Source organism: Exiguobacterium sp. U13-1, from assembly GCF_001750115.1.
Taxonomy (GTDB): Bacteria; Bacillota; Bacilli; order Exiguobacteriales; family Exiguobacteriaceae; genus Exiguobacterium_A; species Exiguobacterium_A acetylicum.
Genome location: NZ_CP015731.1, coordinates 555,762 through 572,500, shown reverse-complemented (window position 1 = coordinate 572,500; position 16,739 = coordinate 555,762). Strand labels below are relative to the sequence as shown.

General features: G+C 48.1%; 31 protein-coding genes (1 of these 31 only partly in view). 1 reads left to right on the top strand and 30 read right to left on the bottom strand.

Going from position 1 to position 16,739, the window contains the following annotated elements; all coding sequences use genetic code 11:
- On the bottom strand, positions 1 to 428 hold the 5' portion of the coding sequence (locus tag ESP131_RS03060) for an Mrp/NBP35 family ATP-binding protein (protein ID WP_029343101.1). Its footprint begins 604 nt before the window's first position; 428 of the gene's 1,032 nt are visible here — the first part of the coding sequence; the start codon lies at positions 426 to 428; its stop codon lies off the left edge, out of view.
- A gap of 144 nt (positions 429 to 572) precedes the next feature.
- A complete protein-coding gene (locus tag ESP131_RS03055) occupies positions 573 to 1,223 on the bottom strand; it encodes a M15 family metallopeptidase (RefSeq protein WP_029343100.1) in 651 nt (216 codons plus the stop codon).
- Positions 1,224 to 1,319: 96 nt separating this feature from the next.
- Between ESP131_RS03055 and ESP131_RS03050 the strand changes: the two genes are divergently transcribed.
- Positions 1,320 to 1,607, top strand: coding sequence for a hypothetical protein (locus ESP131_RS03050; RefSeq protein WP_029343099.1), 288 nt, complete (start codon positions 1,320 to 1,322; stop codon positions 1,605 to 1,607).
- Between the two features lie 93 nt (positions 1,608 to 1,700).
- Here the strand turns inward: ESP131_RS03050 and rpsI are convergent, their stop codons facing one another.
- The 28 genes from rpsI to rplP all read right to left on the bottom strand — a co-directional run bounded on the left by rpsI (position 1,701) and on the right by rplP (position 16,706).
- A complete protein-coding gene (rpsI, locus tag ESP131_RS03045) occupies positions 1,701 to 2,093 on the bottom strand; it encodes a 30S ribosomal protein S9 (RefSeq protein ID WP_023466655.1) in 393 nt (130 codons plus the stop codon).
- Between the two features lie 24 nt (positions 2,094 to 2,117).
- Complete coding sequence (rplM, locus tag ESP131_RS03040) at positions 2,118 to 2,555, bottom strand: 50S ribosomal protein L13 (RefSeq protein ID WP_023466654.1); 438 nt, start codon at positions 2,553 to 2,555, stop codon at positions 2,118 to 2,120.
- A gap of 168 nt (positions 2,556 to 2,723) precedes the next feature.
- Positions 2,724 to 3,458: a tRNA pseudouridine(38-40) synthase TruA gene (gene truA, locus ESP131_RS03035; protein WP_029343098.1), complete on the bottom strand. Its 735-nt coding sequence runs from the start codon at positions 3,456 to 3,458 to the stop codon at positions 2,724 to 2,726.
- Positions 3,458 to 4,249 carry an energy-coupling factor transporter transmembrane component T family protein gene (locus tag ESP131_RS03030; protein ID WP_029343097.1) on the bottom strand — a complete coding sequence of 264 codons (792 nt, stop codon included), beginning with the start codon at positions 4,247 to 4,249 and terminating at the stop codon, positions 3,458 to 3,460. Before ESP131_RS03030 ends, truA begins: the two co-directional genes overlap by 1 nt.
- Positions 4,246 to 5,100 (bottom strand): energy-coupling factor transporter ATPase, encoded by an 855-nt coding sequence (locus ESP131_RS03025; RefSeq protein WP_029343096.1) that lies wholly within the window; start codon positions 5,098 to 5,100, stop codon positions 4,246 to 4,248. The genes ESP131_RS03030 and ESP131_RS03025 overlap by 4 nt, the downstream gene beginning before the upstream one ends.
- Positions 5,088 to 5,918 carry an energy-coupling factor ABC transporter ATP-binding protein gene (locus tag ESP131_RS03020; RefSeq protein WP_069940146.1) on the bottom strand — a complete coding sequence of 277 codons (831 nt, stop codon included), beginning with the start codon at positions 5,916 to 5,918 and terminating at the stop codon, positions 5,088 to 5,090. Before ESP131_RS03020 ends, ESP131_RS03025 begins: the two co-directional genes overlap by 13 nt.
- A 98-nt stretch (positions 5,919 to 6,016) precedes the next feature.
- Positions 6,017 to 6,388, bottom strand: a complete 372-nt coding sequence (rplQ, locus tag ESP131_RS03015) for a 50S ribosomal protein L17 (RefSeq protein ID WP_023466649.1) — start codon at positions 6,386 to 6,388, stop codon at positions 6,017 to 6,019.
- A 33-nt stretch (positions 6,389 to 6,421) separates the two neighbouring features.
- Positions 6,422 to 7,366, bottom strand: coding sequence for a DNA-directed RNA polymerase subunit alpha (locus ESP131_RS03010; protein WP_023466648.1), 945 nt, complete (start codon positions 7,364 to 7,366; stop codon positions 6,422 to 6,424).
- Positions 7,367 to 7,503: 137 nt separating this feature from the next.
- A complete protein-coding gene (rpsK, locus tag ESP131_RS03005) occupies positions 7,504 to 7,899 on the bottom strand; it encodes a 30S ribosomal protein S11 (RefSeq protein WP_023466647.1) in 396 nt (131 codons plus the stop codon).
- 16 nt (positions 7,900 to 7,915) lie between these two features.
- Entirely contained in the window at positions 7,916 to 8,281 is a 366-nt protein-coding gene (rpsM, locus tag ESP131_RS03000) for a 30S ribosomal protein S13 (protein WP_023466646.1), read from the bottom strand.
- A 20-nt stretch (positions 8,282 to 8,301) separates the two neighbouring features.
- Positions 8,302 to 8,415, bottom strand: a complete 114-nt coding sequence (rpmJ, locus tag ESP131_RS02995) for a 50S ribosomal protein L36 (protein WP_003156543.1) — start codon at positions 8,413 to 8,415, stop codon at positions 8,302 to 8,304.
- Positions 8,416 to 8,448: 33 nt separating this feature from the next.
- On the bottom strand, positions 8,449 to 8,667 hold the full coding sequence (infA, locus tag ESP131_RS02990) for a translation initiation factor IF-1 (RefSeq protein ID WP_012369032.1): 219 nt from the start codon (positions 8,665 to 8,667) through the stop codon (positions 8,449 to 8,451).
- Positions 8,668 to 8,816: 149 nt separating this feature from the next.
- Positions 8,817 to 9,569 (bottom strand): type I methionyl aminopeptidase, encoded by a 753-nt coding sequence (map, locus tag ESP131_RS02985; protein WP_023466644.1) that lies wholly within the window; start codon positions 9,567 to 9,569, stop codon positions 8,817 to 8,819.
- Entirely contained in the window at positions 9,569 to 10,216 is a 648-nt protein-coding gene (locus ESP131_RS02980) for an adenylate kinase (RefSeq protein WP_023466643.1), read from the bottom strand. Before ESP131_RS02980 ends, map begins: the two co-directional genes overlap by 1 nt.
- Before the next feature lie 71 nt (positions 10,217 to 10,287).
- On the bottom strand, positions 10,288 to 11,577 hold the full coding sequence (gene secY / locus ESP131_RS02975; protein WP_023466642.1) for a preprotein translocase subunit SecY: 1,290 nt from the start codon (positions 11,575 to 11,577) through the stop codon (positions 10,288 to 10,290).
- Entirely contained in the window at positions 11,577 to 12,017 is a 441-nt protein-coding gene (rplO, locus tag ESP131_RS02970) for a 50S ribosomal protein L15 (RefSeq protein WP_047390602.1), read from the bottom strand. Before rplO ends, secY begins: the two co-directional genes overlap by 1 nt.
- A 35-nt stretch (positions 12,018 to 12,052) precedes the next feature.
- Positions 12,053 to 12,238 (bottom strand): 50S ribosomal protein L30, encoded by a 186-nt coding sequence (rpmD, locus tag ESP131_RS02965; protein WP_023466640.1) that lies wholly within the window; start codon positions 12,236 to 12,238, stop codon positions 12,053 to 12,055.
- 18 nt (positions 12,239 to 12,256) lie between these two features.
- Positions 12,257 to 12,757 (bottom strand): 30S ribosomal protein S5, encoded by a 501-nt coding sequence (gene rpsE / locus ESP131_RS02960; protein WP_023466639.1) that lies wholly within the window; start codon positions 12,755 to 12,757, stop codon positions 12,257 to 12,259.
- Positions 12,758 to 12,779: 22 nt separating this feature from the next.
- On the bottom strand, positions 12,780 to 13,130 hold the full coding sequence (rplR, locus tag ESP131_RS02955; RefSeq protein ID WP_029343092.1) for a 50S ribosomal protein L18: 351 nt from the start codon (positions 13,128 to 13,130) through the stop codon (positions 12,780 to 12,782).
- Between the two features lie 37 nt (positions 13,131 to 13,167).
- Positions 13,168 to 13,704 (bottom strand): 50S ribosomal protein L6, encoded by a 537-nt coding sequence (gene rplF, locus ESP131_RS02950; protein ID WP_029343091.1) that lies wholly within the window; start codon positions 13,702 to 13,704, stop codon positions 13,168 to 13,170.
- A gap of 31 nt (positions 13,705 to 13,735) precedes the next feature.
- The gene (gene rpsH / locus ESP131_RS02945; RefSeq protein WP_012369023.1) at positions 13,736 to 14,134 is read right to left on the bottom strand and encodes a 30S ribosomal protein S8; all 399 of its coding nucleotides are present in this window, start codon (positions 14,132 to 14,134) and stop codon (positions 13,736 to 13,738) included.
- Positions 14,135 to 14,165: 31 nt separating this feature from the next.
- Positions 14,166 to 14,435: a 30S ribosomal protein S14 gene (rpsN, locus tag ESP131_RS02940; protein WP_023466636.1), complete on the bottom strand. Its 270-nt coding sequence runs from the start codon at positions 14,433 to 14,435 to the stop codon at positions 14,166 to 14,168.
- A 14-nt stretch (positions 14,436 to 14,449) separates the two neighbouring features.
- On the bottom strand, positions 14,450 to 14,989 hold the full coding sequence (gene rplE, locus ESP131_RS02935) for a 50S ribosomal protein L5 (RefSeq protein WP_023466635.1): 540 nt from the start codon (positions 14,987 to 14,989) through the stop codon (positions 14,450 to 14,452).
- Between the two features lie 31 nt (positions 14,990 to 15,020).
- Positions 15,021 to 15,332 carry a 50S ribosomal protein L24 gene (rplX, locus tag ESP131_RS02930; RefSeq protein WP_012369020.1) on the bottom strand — a complete coding sequence of 104 codons (312 nt, stop codon included), beginning with the start codon at positions 15,330 to 15,332 and terminating at the stop codon, positions 15,021 to 15,023.
- Between the two features lie 34 nt (positions 15,333 to 15,366).
- Positions 15,367 to 15,735: a 50S ribosomal protein L14 gene (gene rplN, locus ESP131_RS02925; RefSeq protein ID WP_012369019.1), complete on the bottom strand. Its 369-nt coding sequence runs from the start codon at positions 15,733 to 15,735 to the stop codon at positions 15,367 to 15,369.
- A gap of 48 nt (positions 15,736 to 15,783) precedes the next feature.
- Positions 15,784 to 16,047: a 30S ribosomal protein S17 gene (rpsQ, locus tag ESP131_RS02920; RefSeq protein ID WP_023466634.1), complete on the bottom strand. Its 264-nt coding sequence runs from the start codon at positions 16,045 to 16,047 to the stop codon at positions 15,784 to 15,786.
- Positions 16,048 to 16,078: 31 nt separating this feature from the next.
- Positions 16,079 to 16,282, bottom strand: a complete 204-nt coding sequence (gene rpmC, locus ESP131_RS02915) for a 50S ribosomal protein L29 (RefSeq protein ID WP_012369017.1) — start codon at positions 16,280 to 16,282, stop codon at positions 16,079 to 16,081.
- Entirely contained in the window at positions 16,269 to 16,706 is a 438-nt protein-coding gene (gene rplP / locus ESP131_RS02910; protein ID WP_012369016.1) for a 50S ribosomal protein L16, read from the bottom strand. The genes rpmC and rplP overlap by 14 nt, the downstream gene beginning before the upstream one ends.
- Positions 16,707 to 16,739 lie beyond the last annotated feature (33 nt).

Below are 16,739 nucleotides of genomic sequence, written 5' to 3'. Positions count from 1 at the left end.
ACACTAAAGCCGTAGATATCGGCATCAATCAAGCCGACTTTCTTCCCTGCTCGTGCGAGGGCAACTGCTAAGTTAACGGAAACCGTTGATTTCCCGACGCCCCCTTTACCAGAAGCGATCGCGATGAACGTCGTACCGGATTCTGGTTTGAGGATCGACGGTGTCGTTGCTGCTTGGATCCCGTGGTCACCAAGTGCCTCAAAACGGAGTCCAACCGTCTTGAATCCTTTTTCTTTTAGTTCCTTGACGATTTGCTGTTGGAGCACGAGTTGCTCCCCAGAACCAGATTGAGCTAAAGCGATTTTCAGACTGACATAATCACCTTTAATCCGGACGTCACGAATGCCGTTCGTATCTGCAAGCGGGCGGTCAATCGTCGGATCGACGAGCGTTCCGACTACCTCGCGAATTTCTTGTTCATTCAACATAGTGCCTTCCCCCTGAAAACGTTCGATTTAATCCTTATTAGTATAACAAAAATAAGAGAGCGCTTGCACATTTCGACACCGGAAAGGATGACTTTTCCATGTCCAGTGTCGGTTTTCATCATTTCACTCGATCATTCACTCGTTTTAGAACATTCGGTTCCATGTACCAGGACCCACGACACCATCGACATCAAGTCCTTGACGTGTTTGATAGGCGCGCACCTTCTGAGCCGTCTCTGCATCAAAGCGCCGAGTCACGGTTGCTTTGACTGCACGCTGAATTCGTTCGATATCCCGCGGATTCATATTGGCTGCACCTTGATACAACGGACGACCTGGATACGGAACGATCGCACGAGAGTGATTCGGCGTTTCTTCAGACACTCCTAGTAATTCAAAGTGTGGATAGTCCTTAAAGCTCGTCCAGTCCCCACCCCAAGAAAAGCCACGTCGTTTCATCGCAGCAACAATCTTTTGAAAGCTTTGATCGTTTCGAAACAGCGCTTGTGTACCGTCTTGGGAATATTGAAAAAGGTCGACGGCAATTCCGCGGTTATGACTCGATTGTCCCCCACGTGCATTCGTTACGATTGGTCCCGGTAGTGTCCGTCCCTGTGCGTACAACCGATTCTGTTCTGCAATGGATCGGTACCCTTGTGCGACGCCGACATAAATCCCTTGCGCATGCATCTCCCGGATGACCTCTTGCGTCCGTTTGGCGACTTCTCGTGAAAGTCCCGAAGCATTCAACTTCCGATTCGCTCGCTCGAGTAACCAGCTGATCGATAATGCCATCTATGCTCACTCCCTTTGTCTCCTGTTCCCGAAAACAAAATCCGCTATACTTATGGAATGCAGAATGATTTTAACTCATATCAAAAGGAGCATCCTATGAAAAAACGCATCATTTGGACACTTGGCGTCACCTGTCTCTTACATCTTAGCTTCGTCCTGTATCTGACGCTGCAACCGACCGTAGCTACCAAGACGGAGTTACCGGACAATGCAACCGTCTTGAGTGAAGAAACCTCTTTTACGGGACATGTCGGTCAAGCGACGACACATACACCTACCCAATTCATACAATCTCTCTTTGTTTGGAGCATCCCGCTGACGATCGTCATCCTCTATCTTCTTCTGACGGTGTTGCACCGATTACGCTCCACTAAATCGACTTGACTTGAATCGCTGTTCTGACACTTCGTCAGGAGAGCGGTTTTTTAGTGCACAAAAAAACCTCCCACCACAAGGGTGAGAGGGATTCGAAAAGAATTAACGTTTCGAGAATTGTGGTGCACGACGAGCTGCTTTAAGACCGTATTTTTTACGCTCTTTCATACGAGCATCACGAGTCAAGAAGCCTTTCGCTTTGAGTGCGCCGCGGAATTCTGGATCCGCTTGAAGAAGAGCACGTGAGATACCGTGACGGATAGCGCCTGCTTGACCAGTGAAGCCGCCGCCTTTGACCGTTACGATTACATCGTACTTGCCTTCTGTTTCTGTGATTACGAGTGGTTCTTTTGCAGTCATGATCAATGTCTCATAACCGAAGTATTCGCTGATATCGCGACCGTTAACTGTGACTTTACCGTCTCCAGCAACGAGGAAAACGCGCGCTGCCGCGTGTTTCCGGCGACCAGTGCCGTAGTAACGTACATCTGCCATCGTGTAGTTCCTCCTAAATTCGTATTAACCGCGAAGTTCGTAAACTTCTGGTTGTTGTGCTTCGTGCTTGTGTGCAGCTCCAGCGTAGACGTGGAGTTTGTTGAACATTTGACGACCGAGGCTACCTTTTGGAAGCATCCCTTTGATCGCGAGTTCAAGCATGCGCTCAGGTTTGTTAGCAAGCATATCGCGTGCAACAGTCTGCTTTAAGCCGCCTGGATGACCAGAGTGACGGTAGTAGACTTTTTTGTCGAGTTTGTTACCAGTTAAAACGATTTTCTCAACGTTGATGAGGATAACGTTATCCCCACAGTCAACGTGTGGTGTGAACGTAGGCTTGTGCTTACCACGGAGAAGTGATGAAACTTCGCTCGCAAGGCGACCGAGTGTTTTACCTTCAGCGTCGATAAGGAGCCATTTGCGTTCTACATCAGTAGCTTTCGCCATGAAAGTTGTGCGCATGTAAAATACCTCCTAAGGAATTAAAAGTTCTGTTTTTGATTTTTCATTTATTCACTAGGTGAATCTATCATAATCTTAGGTGTACGGGGCTAAGATTGTGGTTTCATAATAAATGAAATGCCAATAAACATTGTATGTTTTTTAATAGCCAATGTCAATTGCCTTTTTTCACTCCGGATAGAAAACTTCCCATAGATAGAGTCCATGAGGAGGCGCCGTCACGCCTGCGACGTTCCGGTCCTTTGCCAGCAACATTTTTTTAATGTCCTCTGGTGCAAAACGACCGCGTCCGACGTCAAGTAACGTCCCGACCATGATCCGGATTTGATTATAGAGAAAACCACTGCCCTGGAATCGAAAGACGAGTTCGTCACCGATCGTCATCAACTCTGCCTCGTAAATCGTCCGGACCCGGTTATCCGTTTCCGTCTTCGCGACACAGAACGAACTGAAGTCGTGCGTCCCGACGAGATGTGCCATCCCTTGACGGATGCGCTCGAGATCGAGCGGATACGGGATATGAACCGACAGATTTCGACGAAACGCATTTTCTTCGCGGCGGACGAAATAGCGGTATTCCTTCCCTACGACATCGTAACGTGCTTCAAAGGTCGGTTCGACCTCCTCGCAGCTCCGGACACGAATATCCGCTGGTAAGAGCGTATTCAGTGCCTTGACGACGTTCTCCGGGGGAATCGCTAGTTCCGTATCAAAATGAATGACTTGTCCGTAGGCATGCACTCTCGCATCCGTCCGTCCCGACCCGATGACCTTGACGGGATGTTTGTGCATCCGCGCAAGCGTCGTTTCAATCACTTCTTGAATCGTCAATCCGTTTGGTTGCACCTGATACCCGGCGTAGCCGGTTCCGTCATACTGAATCGTACATTTTAAACGACGCATTACCCGATCCCTCGCAATCCTACTAAACTGATCGTCAGGAGGACGAGTAGGATCATCAGACCCGTATCCCGCATCGTCCACTTGGACTCCCGTAGACGTGTCCGTCCCTCTCCTCCACGGTACCCCCGCGCTTCCATCGCTGTCGCAAGATCCTCTGCCCGCTTAAAGGCGGAGATGAACAAGGGAATCAATAACGGAATGATCGCCCGTAAGCGCTCCTTGATTGGTCCTGCTGACAAATCGACACCACGTGCTTGCTGTGCCTTCATGATTTTCTCTGTCTCCTCCGCTAAGGTTGGTAAGAACCGAAGTGAGATCGATAACATTAAGGCGATCTCATGCGTCGGGACACGGACGACCTTGAACGGCTTCAACAACAATTCAATCGCATCTGTCAATTCGATCGGTGAGGTCGTCAGCGTGACGAGCGTCGTGATCGAGACGAGATAGAAGAAACGTAATGAGACGATGATCGCGAGTCGAAGTCCTTCTTCGTAGATCCGGAGCCAGCCGAACTCAAAGAGGACAGCACCTTCGCGCGTGAAGAACAGTTGGATGACGAACGTAAAGACGATCAGGAACAGAATCGGGCGTAGTCCCTTTAGAACATAACGAAGCGGTAAGCGACTACTCATGAGTGCGAGAAACGTAAAAATGAGTAAAAAGATGTTCGTTGCTGCATTGTTCGCGAGAAAGACGAGCGGAATGAAGCAGAAAGCAAAGATGATCTTCGCGAGTGCTGACGAGCGATGCAAGTACGACTGACCGGGAATATGTTGTCCGACGATCATTCGCTCACCCCTTTCGTCATCAACCACTCGATCAATTCGGTCTCCGTCCGGATGTCCGGTCGTTCCAGTCCACGCTGATCAGCGACTTGCCAAGCAAGCGATAAGACATGTGGAAGATCGAGATGGAATTGCTCGAGCAAAGTCTCTTCTTTAAACAGATCAAGCGGTAGCCCGTCAAACGCCACCTGGGCGTCTTCCATGACGATCACACGCTCGGCATACTCAAGCACCTGATCCATGTCGTGCGTGATCAGGAGCAACGTCATACCGGTCTCTGCATGGAGCCGGGCAAACAGACTCAGCATATGCTTGCGCCCTTGCGGATCGAGTCCTGCCGTCGGCTCATCGACGATCAACACGTCTGGTTGACTAGCGAGTACGCCGGCAATTGCAACACGCCTCATTTGCCCACCAGACAGGTCAAACGGCGAACGACTCCAAAAGACTTCATCGAGTCCGACAGTCCGTAATGCCTCTTTCGCTAATTGCTCAGCCTTCGCGGCGTCATGACCGAAGTTCATCGGACCGAACATGACATCCTTTAAGACCGTCTCTTCGAACAATTGATATTCCGGATATTGAAAAACAAGCCCGACGCGACGTCTTAATGGCTTGAGGTCTTGTTTTTTCTTCGGTTCGACGATGATGTCATCGACTTGTACCTTCCCCGCTGTCGGCTTGAGCAACCCATTGATGTGCTGCACGAGCGTCGATTTCCCGGATCCGGTATGCCCTACAAACGCAACAAGCGCCCCTGACGGAATCTCAAGATTCACATCACGTAGCGCGACTCGTTCGAACGGACTATTGAGTTGATACGTATAATTTAATTCCTGGATTAAGATTGGCATAAACGGTTCACCAATTCTCTTTCATCTAGTATCGTCTCCTCGAGTGAGAGACCTTGCGCCCGTAAACGTTCTTGTACCCGAACAACGAATGGAACATCGAGTCCGATGTCTTCTAAGAACGATGCATGACGAAAGACTTCCTGAGGGGATCCTTCTAATACGATTTTCCCGGCATCCATGACGATGACACGACTAGCCCGTAATACTTCGTCTAATTCGTGTGTAATCGCGATGACCGCCATTGGGTGGGTCGCATGGAGTTCCTGAACGGTCGACATGACCTCTTGTCGTGCTAATGGATCAAGCATCGATGTAGATTCATCGAGCACGAGAACATCAGGGCGCATCGCAAGCGCCGAAGCGATTGCGACACGCTGCTTCTGTCCGCCGGATAGTTGATGGGGTTCCCGATCAACAAAATCCGTAAGGCCAACGCGCGCTAGACTGTCGTCGATACGACGAACCATTTCCTCGCGTGGCACACCCCAGTTTTCTAGAGCAAATGCCACGTCGTCGCGCACGGTCGTGCCAACGAATTGATTATCTGGATTTTGGAAGACGATGCCGATTGCTCGGCGCATCTCCCACAGTTGCTCCGGATTCGCACTTGAAAAGCGCTCAGCAACCGTAACGGTCCCTGTCTCCGGTAACAACAATCCATTAAACAATTTCGTCAGCGTTGATTTTCCAGAGCCGTTGTGACCAACGATGGCGACCCATTCACCTGAACGAATCGTCAGAGAGACCTCGTGTAGGGCTGCTTGCTCCTGTTCCGGATACCGATAGGTGACCTGTTCCAGTTCAATCAGCTTGTCCATGATCTCTCCTCCTTCATCAAATCAATACTTTCATTTTGTAGCAAAAGGGCAGAAGCGGGATACGCACTGCCCTTTTATGGCGAATCATTTAATGAGGATTAAACGAGTTCGATGATGACCATTTCTGCGCCGTCACCACGACGTGGTCCCATTTTCATGATGCGTGTGTAACCACCTTGACGCTCAGCAAAACGTGGAGCCACATCAGCGAATAATTTTTGGATCGCGTCTTGTGCTTTGCCCTCTGCGTTTTGACCAGCAGCTTCACGGCGAACGAACGATGCAACTTGACGACGAGCGTGGAGATCACCGCGTTTACCTAAAGTGATGAGTTTCTCTACGACTGGACGAAGTTCCTTCGCTTTTTGTTCTGTAGTTTGGATACGCTCATTGATGATGAGATCAGTCGCAAGGTCACGCAAAAGTGCCTTACGTTGTGAGCTTGTACGGCCTAATTTCGAGTATGCCATGGATGGATTCCCTCCTTCGTGCAATTAATAGTATTAGTCTTCTTTGCGCAAGCCTAGTCCGAGTTCGTCGAGTTTCGCTTGAACTTCCTCGAGTGATTTACGTCCGAGGTTACGGACTTTCATCATCTCGTCTTCGCTCTTGTTCGCGAGTTCTTGAACCGTGTTGATACCAGCGCGTTTCAAACAGTTGTACGAACGAACTGAGAGATCGAGTTCTTCGATCGTCATTTCGAGTACTTTTTCTTTTTGATCTTCTTCCTTTTCGACCATGATTTCAGCATGGAGCGCTTCGTCCGTAAGACCAACAAAGATGTTTAAGTGTTCTGTCATGATTTTCGCACCGAGTGACACTGCTTCTTCAGGGCGGATTGAACCGTCCGTCCAAACATCAAGCGTCAACTTATCGAAGCTCGCATCTTGACCGACACGTGTTTTTTCAACTTGATAATTTACACGTTGAATTGGCGTGTAAATCGAGTCGATTGGGATTACACCGATTGGCATATCGTCCCGTTTGTTATCTTCAGCCTGAACATATCCACGACCACGGCGTGCTGTTAGACGCATATGAAGTGATGCACCTTCTGCAAGCGTTGCGATGTGAAGTTCTGGGTTGAGGATTTCGACGTCGCTGTCATGCGTAATGTTCGCAGCAGTGACAACACCAGCGCCTTGAATATCGATCTCAAGCGTTTTCTCTTCTTCCGAGTACACTTTGAGGGCGAGTTTCTTAAGGTTCAAGATGATTTGGGTAACGTCTTCTACAACGCCATCAATCGTCGAGAACTCATGAAGAACGCCATCGATTTGGACTGCAGTGACTGCAGCACCCGGAAGTGAAGACAATAGGATACGACGCAATGAGTTACCAAGCGTTGTACCGAATCCACGCTCAAGCGGCTCAACTACGAATTTACCAAACGTAGCGTTCTCGCTTAACTCGATCGTTTCAATCTTCGGTTTTTCGATTTCGATCATCTGAACCCCTCCTTGAATATCGTCATGTTGGCCATCGCGTTCAATCGCCAACCGCCTTGTGTACGTTTCTACTGCCTTGCTTGGTCAAACGATCAACAAAAGTCTACTCGAATCCCCGCTCTGCAGTACAAGACGGGTTACACGCGACGACGTTTTGGAGGGCGGCAACCGTTGTGTGGTACTGGAGTAACGTCACGGATTGCAGTGACTTCGAGACCGATTGCTTGAAGAGCACGGATAGCTGCTTCACGACCTGCACCAGGACCTTTAACGTTAACTTCTACAGTACGCATACCGTTATCCATTGCTGTTTTAGCAGCTGTTTCAGATGCCATTTGTGCAGCGAAAGGAGTCGATTTACGTGAGCCTTTGAAGCCCATGTTACCTGCAGTTGCCCAAGAGATTGCATTCCCTTGCATATCAGTGATCGTAACGATCGTGTTGTTGAATGTTGAACGGATATGCACGATACCAGATTCAATATTCTTTTTGACTTTACGTTTACTACGAACGTTCTGTTTGCGTTTTGCCATCTTAGTTTACCCTCCCTTACTTCTTCTTGTTCGCTACTGTACGGCGTGGGCCTTTACGAGTACGCGAGTTGTTTTTAGTGTTTTGACCACGAACTGGAAGACCACGACGGTGACGAACACCACGGTAGCAACCGATTTCGATCAAACGTTTGATGTTGAGTGAGATTTCACGACGAAGGTCACCCTCAACTTTGATTTTGTCTAAACCATCACGAAGTTGGTTCAATTGTTCCTCAGTCAAGTCGCGAGTACGAGTATCTTCAGAGATACCAGTTTCTTTCAAGACTTTTTGAGCAGTCGTTTTACCAACACCATAGATGTAAGTGAGTGAGATGACGATGCGTTTCTCACGTGGAATATCTACACCAGCAATACGTGCCATGTGTGCACCTCCTTGTTTAATTACCCTTGTTTTTGTTTATGCTTAGGGTTTTCGCAAATAACCATTACTTTGCCTTTACGGCGGATAACTTTACATTTTTCACAGATCGGTTTAACCGAAGGTCTTACTTTCATTGTGAATACCTCCTCCTGAAAAAATCGGAGTTTTTATTTGAAACGGTATGTGATCCGTCCGCGAGTCAAGTCGTATGGTGACAACTCAACCGTTACTTTATCTCCTGGCAAGATCCGAATGAAGTGCATCCGAATTTTTCCTGAGACGTGCGCGAGGACCGTGTGGCCGTTTTCTAACTCCACCTTAAACATCGCGTTTGGAAGCGGCTCGATAACCGTACCTTCCACTTCGATTACATCTTGTTTCGCCATCAATTATACCCCTTTCTCTATAAAGTTGATTGGGAGCCCAGACGATTTGTAGCGCTAGGGGCTTTCTACAAGAGCCATTGAGAGATCATCGGTCACAAACACGAGTGGATACTGGCTTATAGAAAGGTGACACCAATAACGCGCACAGCTCACTCTGCATCGACCGTTAAGATCTCGTAGCCGTCGTCTGTGATGGCGATGGTGTGCTCAAAGTGGGCGCACATGCTACCGTCCACCGTCACTACCGTCCAATTGTCGGATAGTGTGCGAACATAGCGTTTCCCGACGTTGACCATTGGCTCAATTGCCAGTGTCATGCCGGTTTTCAGGCGCGGCCCTTTCCCCGGTGGTCCATAATGTGGAATTTGCGGATCTTCATGCAAATTTTGTCCCACGCCGTGGCCCACATATTCGCGGACTACAGAAAAATTCGCTGCTTCAACATGTGACTGAATCGCATGCGAAATATCTGTCAGGTGCACGCCAGCTTTGGCGCGCTCCAATCCTTTATACAGAGATTCTTCAGTTACGTCAAGTAACCGCTTCGTCTCTTCAGAGATTGTACCTACCGGATATGTCCAGGCTGAATCTCCGTGATACCCATTGTACTCTGCTCCGATGTCAATCGAGATGATGTCACCGTCCTGAAGTACACGATCTCCCGGAATACCATGGACAAGCTCTTCGTTCACGGAAGCACAGATGCTACCCGTGAAACCATTATACCCTTTAAACGATGGTGTTGCCCCTTGACTTCGAATATAGCGTTCAGCGATCGCGTCGAGTTGCCCCGTCGTGATACCTGGGCGAATGTGAGCTTGAAGCTCCTTATGCGTCCGGGCGACGATTTGTCCTGCTTTACGCATGATGTCGATTTCACGCGGCGCTTTCGTGATGATCATTACTGATCACCAAGGAGTGCCTGAACATCGGAATATACATCGTTGATTGGACGATCACCGTCCAAATTACGAAGATACCCTTTTTCTGCGTAAAAGTCAATCAAAGGTTGCGCTTGAGCGACGTTGACTTCCAAGCGACGACGTACTGTCTCCTCTTGGTCATCTTCACGTTGTACAAGTGCTGATCCGTCGATATCACAGATCCCCTCCACTTTTGGTGGGTTATAGAGAACATGATACGTTGCTCCGCAAGTTGGGCAAATCCGGCGACCTGTCAAACGAGGGACAAGTTTCTCCGGGTCTACACCGATGTGGATGACGTGATCAATTTGTTTGCCCAGATCTTCAAGTAATGCTTCAAGAGCATCTGCTTGTTTCACTGTGCGTGGGAAACCGTCAAGGAGAAAACCATTTGCACAGTCTTCTTTGGCGAGACGCTCACGTACGATGCCGATTGTGACTTCGTCCGGAACGAGTTCCCCTTTATCCATGTATGATTTCGCTTCTTGTCCGAGTGGCGTTGAATCTTTGATCGCCGCGCGGAACATGTCGCCTGTCGAGATATGGGGGATCGCATAGTCTTCGATGATTTTCGCAGCCTGCGTTCCTTTACCAGCACCCGGCAAACCCATCAATACTAGATTCATGTCGGTAGCCTCCACTTCTATAGCTCTATAGACACAACAGAAAGGAAAGGGATGGTCCCCTTCCTCCCGCCTTATCGGATAAAGCCTTTGTAGTGTCGTTTAACCAATTGGCTTTCAATCTGTTTCATCGTCTCTAGTCCTACACCGATGACGATCAACAAGCTCGTTCCACCAATCTGCACCGAGTTCGGTAAGCCAGCAAACTTAATAAAGAATGTCGGCGTCACCGCGATGACAGCGAGGAAGAGTGAACCGAAGAATGTCAGACGGTATAGAATCTTCGTGATGTACTGCTCCGTTTGCTTACCAGGACGAATACCAGGAATGTATCCGCCTTGTTTTTGAAGGTTCTCTGCCATTTGTTCCGGGTTCACCTGAACAAATGTGTAGAAGTACGAGAACGCGATGATCAGTGCCACATAGATCGACATACCGATTGGACTCGTGTAGTCGAAGATGTCACGGATCTTCGTTGCCGTTTCCGGACTTGCAAAGAAACTCGCAATCGTTGGTGGCGTCACCATGAACGACACCGCGAAGATGACTGGAATAACACCGGCAGCGTTCAATTTGATCGGCAAGTGTGCCGATTGACCGCCAACTGGTGTCCGGTTCACCGTACGCTTAGCGTACTGAATCGGAATCTTACGTGCAGCTTGCTGGACGTAGATGACTCCGACGATGACCGCGATGATGATTAAAAGCAAGAGTACGATATAAAGCACGTTTACAAACAAAGCATCCCCTGCATTTTGGAGCTTCGTTTCGTAAATCTGGCGGAATGCATTCGGGAAGCCCGCGACGATCCCAGCGAAGATGATCATTGATATCCCGTTACCAATGCCCTTCTCCGTGATGAGTTCACCGATGAACATCAAGAATGCTGTTCCCGCTGTCAATACGAGTGCAATCATAACGTATGTCCAGGTGCCGAACTGTTCGTCGACAAGACCTGGGTAGATACGGTTAAATCCAAGCGCGATTCCAAACGCTTGGACTAAGCCGAGTACGATCGTTCCATAGCGCGTTACCGTTGCTAACTTCTTACGGCCCGCCTCTCCTTGTTTTGCCCATTCGGCAAACTTTGGAACAACGTCCATCTGTAAGAGTTGGACAACGATCGAGGCCGTGATATACGGCATGATTCCCATCGCAAAGAGTGAGAAATTCTGCAAAGCATTCCCACCGAACGAGTTCAAGAAACCAAGAATACCATTCTGGTCGATCTTGAACACTTCCGTGTTTACCATCGGCACCGGGATATGTGCTCCGATCCGGAACACGATGACCAATGCCAAGGTAAAGAGAATGCGCCGACGAATGTCAGCTACGCGCCACATATTGGAGATCGCTTGAAACATTAGATCACCTCAACCGTACCGCCGGCAGCTTCGATCGCTTGCTTCGCAGCTTCGGAGAACTTATGAGCTTTAACTGTTAGTTTCTTTTCGATCTTACCGTTAGAAAGGATCTTAACGCCGTCTTTCATGCCTTTGACTGTACGAGTCTCGACAAGAAGTTCTGGAGTGATTTCAGTTCCTTCTTCAAAACGGTTGAGTGTGTCAAGGTTAATGACCGCGAACTCTTTACGAGTTGGGTTGTTGAAGCCGCGTTTTGGTAAACGACGGTAAAGTGGGTTTTGTCCACCTTCGAAACCTGGACGAACACCACCGCCTGAACGAGCTTTTTGACCTTTGTGACCACGGCCAGAAGTCTTACCGTTACCAGAAGACATACCGCGACCTACACGGTTGCGTTCTGAACGTGAACCAGCAGCTGGTTTCAATTCATGGAGTTTCATAGTGGGGCACCTCCTCATAAAATTATATCGAACTATTACTCTTGAATTTCTTTTACTGTCACTAAGTGTGACACGTGGTTAATCATCCCACGCATAGCAGCGTTGTCAGGTACGACAACAGTCTGGTGCATCTTACGGAGACCAAGCGTACGAGTAGTAACGCGTTGGTTCTCCGGACGACCGATCATGCTGCGTGTGAGGGTAACTGCGAGTTTCGCCATCTGTTTTCCCTCCCTTTCTTAACCGCGAAGTTCTTCGACGGTTTTACCGCGGAGTTTCGCAACTTCTTCAGCACGTTTGAGTGATGTGAGACCTTCGACAGTCGCACGAACCATGTTGATTGGAGTGCTTGATCCAAGTGATTTTGAAAGAATGTCGTTGATTCCCGCTAATTCGAGAACCGCACGAACTGGACCACCAGCGATGACTCCAGTACCTTCAGAAGCAGGCTTCAAGAAGACGTGACCTGCACCGAATACACCGTTGACTTCGTGTGGAATTGTTGTGTTAACGATTGGAACGTTAACCATGTTTTTCTTAGCATCTTCGATTGCTTTACGGATCGCTTCAGGCACTTCCTGAGCTTTACCCGTACCGAAACCTACGTGACCATTCTTGTCACCAACGACGACGAGTGCAGCAAAACGGAAGCGACGGCCACCTTTTACTACTTTCGCGACGCGGTTTACGGTAACAACGCGTTCTTCGAGTTGATCCATGTTAATTTCTAACTGGCGCATGTAGAGGTTCCCTCCTTTTCTATTAGAATTTGAGACCAGCTTCACGAGCTGCTTCAGCTACAGCTTTGATACGTCCATGATAGAGATATCCTCCACGGTCGAAAACGACTGTTTCAATACCCTTTTCAAGAGCGCGCTCAGCTGCAAGCTTACCAACTGCTGTTGCAGCGTCAGTCGTGTTGCCTTTTTCAAGGTCGAGTGATGATGCAGATGCGAGTGTTGCATGTGTTGCATCGTCAATGACTTGTACGTAAATGTTCTTGTTCGAACGGAATACGTTCATACGTGGACGTGTTGCAGTCCCGATGATTGTACGACGGACACGACCATGACGTTTTTTACGCGTAGCGTTTTTATCTGCCTTTGAGATCATTTATGCCACTCCTTTCCGGTCAATTCGCATTTGCGAATTACTTACCTGTTTTACCTTCTTTACGACGAACGACTTCATCACTGTAACGAATACCTTTACCTTTGTATGGCTCAGGCTGACGGTACGAACGGATCAATGCAGCGACGTGACCAACACGTTCTTTGCTGATTCCGCGAACGATGAGTTGCGTATTCGTAGGAACTTCGACTTCGATGCCTTGTTCCGGAGTGTACTCGATTGGGTGTGAGTAACCGAGGTTGAGTACGATTTTGTTACCTTGCTTTTGTGCACGGTAACCAACACCTTGGATATCGAGTGTCTTAGCGAAACCGTTGTTTACACCTTCGACCATGTTCGCGATAAGCGCACGAGTCGTTCCGTGGATCGTACGGCTTGCTTTCTCGTCGTTCGGACGAGTGACAGTCAATTCATTACCTTCTACGTTGATCGCCATAGCTGGGCTGAACTCGCGTGTGAGTTCCCCTTTAGGACCTTTTACCGTAACCGTGTTGTTTTCAACTGTTACTGTAACGCCTGCTGGGATGACGACTGGCTTTTTACCAATACGTGACATTTAAGACACCTCCGTTCTTTTTATGCGTGTATTACCAGATGTATGCGATCACTTCGCCGCCGACTTTTTGTTGGCGAGCTTCTTTGTCAGTCATTACACCTTTAGATGTTGAAACGATAGCGATTCCGAGACCACCGAGTACTTTCGGGATTTCATCAGCTTTCGCGTAAACGCGAAGACCTGGTTTCGAGATACGTTTGAGTCCAGTGATGACGCGCTCGTTGCTTGCGCCGTATTTAAGGAATACGCGGAGCGTACCTTGTTTGCTGTCCTCGAGATATTCAACATCGCGGATGAAACCTTCACGTTTGAGGATTTCAGCGACTTCACGTTTGATTGTAGAAGCTGGCATTTCCAACTTCTCATGGCGAACCATGTTTGCATTACGAATGCGTGTAAGCATATCTGCAATCGGATCTGTCATAACCATGCGATGTACCTCCTTTCACAACTTTAATGAATTACCAGCTTGCTTTTTTAACACCAGGGATTTGACCTTTATGAGCAAGATCACGGAACTTAATACGGCTGATACCGAATTTACCAATGTAACCGTGTGGACGGCCAGTGATACTACAACGGTTGTGTAAACGAACCGCTGAAGAGTTACGTGGGAGTTTGCTCAAGCCGATGTAGTCGCCTTGTGCTTTCAATTCTGCGCGTTTTTCAGCGTAGCGCTCAACGAGTGCTTGACGTTTTACTTCACGTGCGATCATTGATTTCTTAGCCATGTTGTCGACCTCCCTTATTTTTGGAATGGCATGCCGAGTGCTGTGAGAAGCTCACGTGACTCTTCATCCGTGTTAGCAGTAGTTACGATAACGATGTCCATACCACGGACTTTCGATACGCGATCGTAGTCGATCTCTGGGAAGATCAATTGTTCCTTCACGCCTAGCGTGTAGTTACCACGGCCATCGAAAGATTTTTTCGATACGCCACGGAAGTCACGTACACGTGGAAGTGACACGTTGATCAACTTGTCGAGGAATTCGTACATGCGCTCGCCACGAAGTGTAACCTTCGCACCGATTGGCATACCTTCACGAAGTTTGAAACCAGCGATTGATTTCTTAGCTTTCGTGATGAGTGGCTTCTGACCAGTGAGGAGCTGAAGCTCTTCAACTGCCATGTCAAGTGCCTTAGAGTTCGTAACAGCGTCACCAACACCCATGTTGATTACGATTTTATCGACTTTCGGCGCTTGCATTACAGAACTGTAATTGAATTTCTCCATCATTACTTTGACGATTTCGTCTTGGTATTTAGCTTTTAAACGGTTCATCAGAAAGTGGACCTCCTTTCTTTAAATCTTCTTATTTATCTAAAGCTTCGCCCGATTTTTTAGCGATACGTACTTTCTTGCCGTCAACCACAGTGAAACCAACGCGTGTTGGGTTACCTGTCTTAGGGTCGATGAGCATAACGTTCGATACGTGAATCGGTGCTTCTTTCTCGACAATTCCGCCTTGCGGGTTGAGTTGAGAAGGTTTTGAGTGTTTTTTGATCATGTTAACGCCTTCGACGATTACGCGATCTTTTTTAGGCATAGCTGTAAGGACAACGCCTTGTTTGCCTTTGTCTTTACCAGTCATAACCTGAACTTTATCACCTTTTTTGACATGCATCGTTAGAGCACCTCCTTGTAGGAATTCTTTGGAATTAAAGTACTTCCGGTGCCAACGAGACGATCTTCATGAAGTCTTTTTCACGAAGTTCGCGTGCGACTGGTCCGAAGATACGTGTGCCACGTGGGCTTTTGTCATCTTTGATGATGACTGCTGCGTTTTCGTCAAAACGGATGTACGAACCGTCTTTACGACGAACGCCACGTTTAGTACGAACGACTACTGCGCGTACAACTTCACCTTTTTTGACAACGCCACCTGGTGTTGCTTGTTTTACTGTACAAACAATAACGTCACCAATGTTAGCAGTTTTACGACCAGAACCACCGAGGACTTTGATCGTCAAGACTTCACGAGCTCCTGAGTTGTCTGCTACTTTTAAGCGAGATTCTTGTTGAATCATACGATTGTACCTCCCTCCGGATGTTTATTCACCCGAACTAATTAGAGTTTAGATGATTACTGCTTCTTCAATGACTTCTACGAGACGGAAACGTTTGTCCTTAGATAATGGACGTGTTTCTTGAATGCGTACAACATCACCGATTTTAGCTGTGTTGTTTTCATCATGCGCTTTGTACTTTTTAGAGTAGTTTACGCGTTTGCCGTAAAGCTTGTGCTTTACTTTTGTTTCAACTGTAACTACGATCGTTTTGTCCATTTTGTCAGAAACGACGCGTCCAGTTAACACTTTGCGGTTGTTAGTGCGTTCCATTGAGTGTTCCTCCTCTCAGAATCCGAGTGAATTATGCGTTGTTGATGCCGAGTTCGCGTTCACGAAGAACGGTTTTCGCGCGTGCAATCGACTTGCGCACTTCACGGATACGAGCAGGGTTCTCAAGCTGACCAGTCGCGAGTTGGAAACGAAGGTTGAACAACTCTTCTTTCCACGAACCGACTTTACCGTTAAGCTCTTCAGTTGTTTGCTGACGGAGATCAGTTGCTTTCATTCGTATCACCACCATTTTCTTCACGTTTTACGAACTTACATTTTACTGGAAGTTTGTGTGATGCAAGACGGAGAGCTTCGCGTGCGATCTCTTCCGATACTCCTGCGATTTCGAACATTACTTTACCCGGTTTGACGACTGCTACCCAGCCCTCCGGAGCACCTTTACCTGAACCCATTCGGACTTCAAGAGGTTTTTTAGTGTATGGCTTGTGTGGGAAGATCTTGATCCACACTTTACCACCACGTTTCATATAACGAGTCATCGCGATACGCGCTGATTCGATTTGACGGCTAGTGATCCAGCTAGCTTCTTGAGCTTGGATACCGAACTCGCCGAAGTGTACTGTAGTACCACGTTTCGCTTTACCACGCATGTTGCCGCGGTGAACACGACGATATTTTACACGTTTTGGTAACAACATGTTGTGTTGCCTCCTTCCCTAGACGGATGTGGA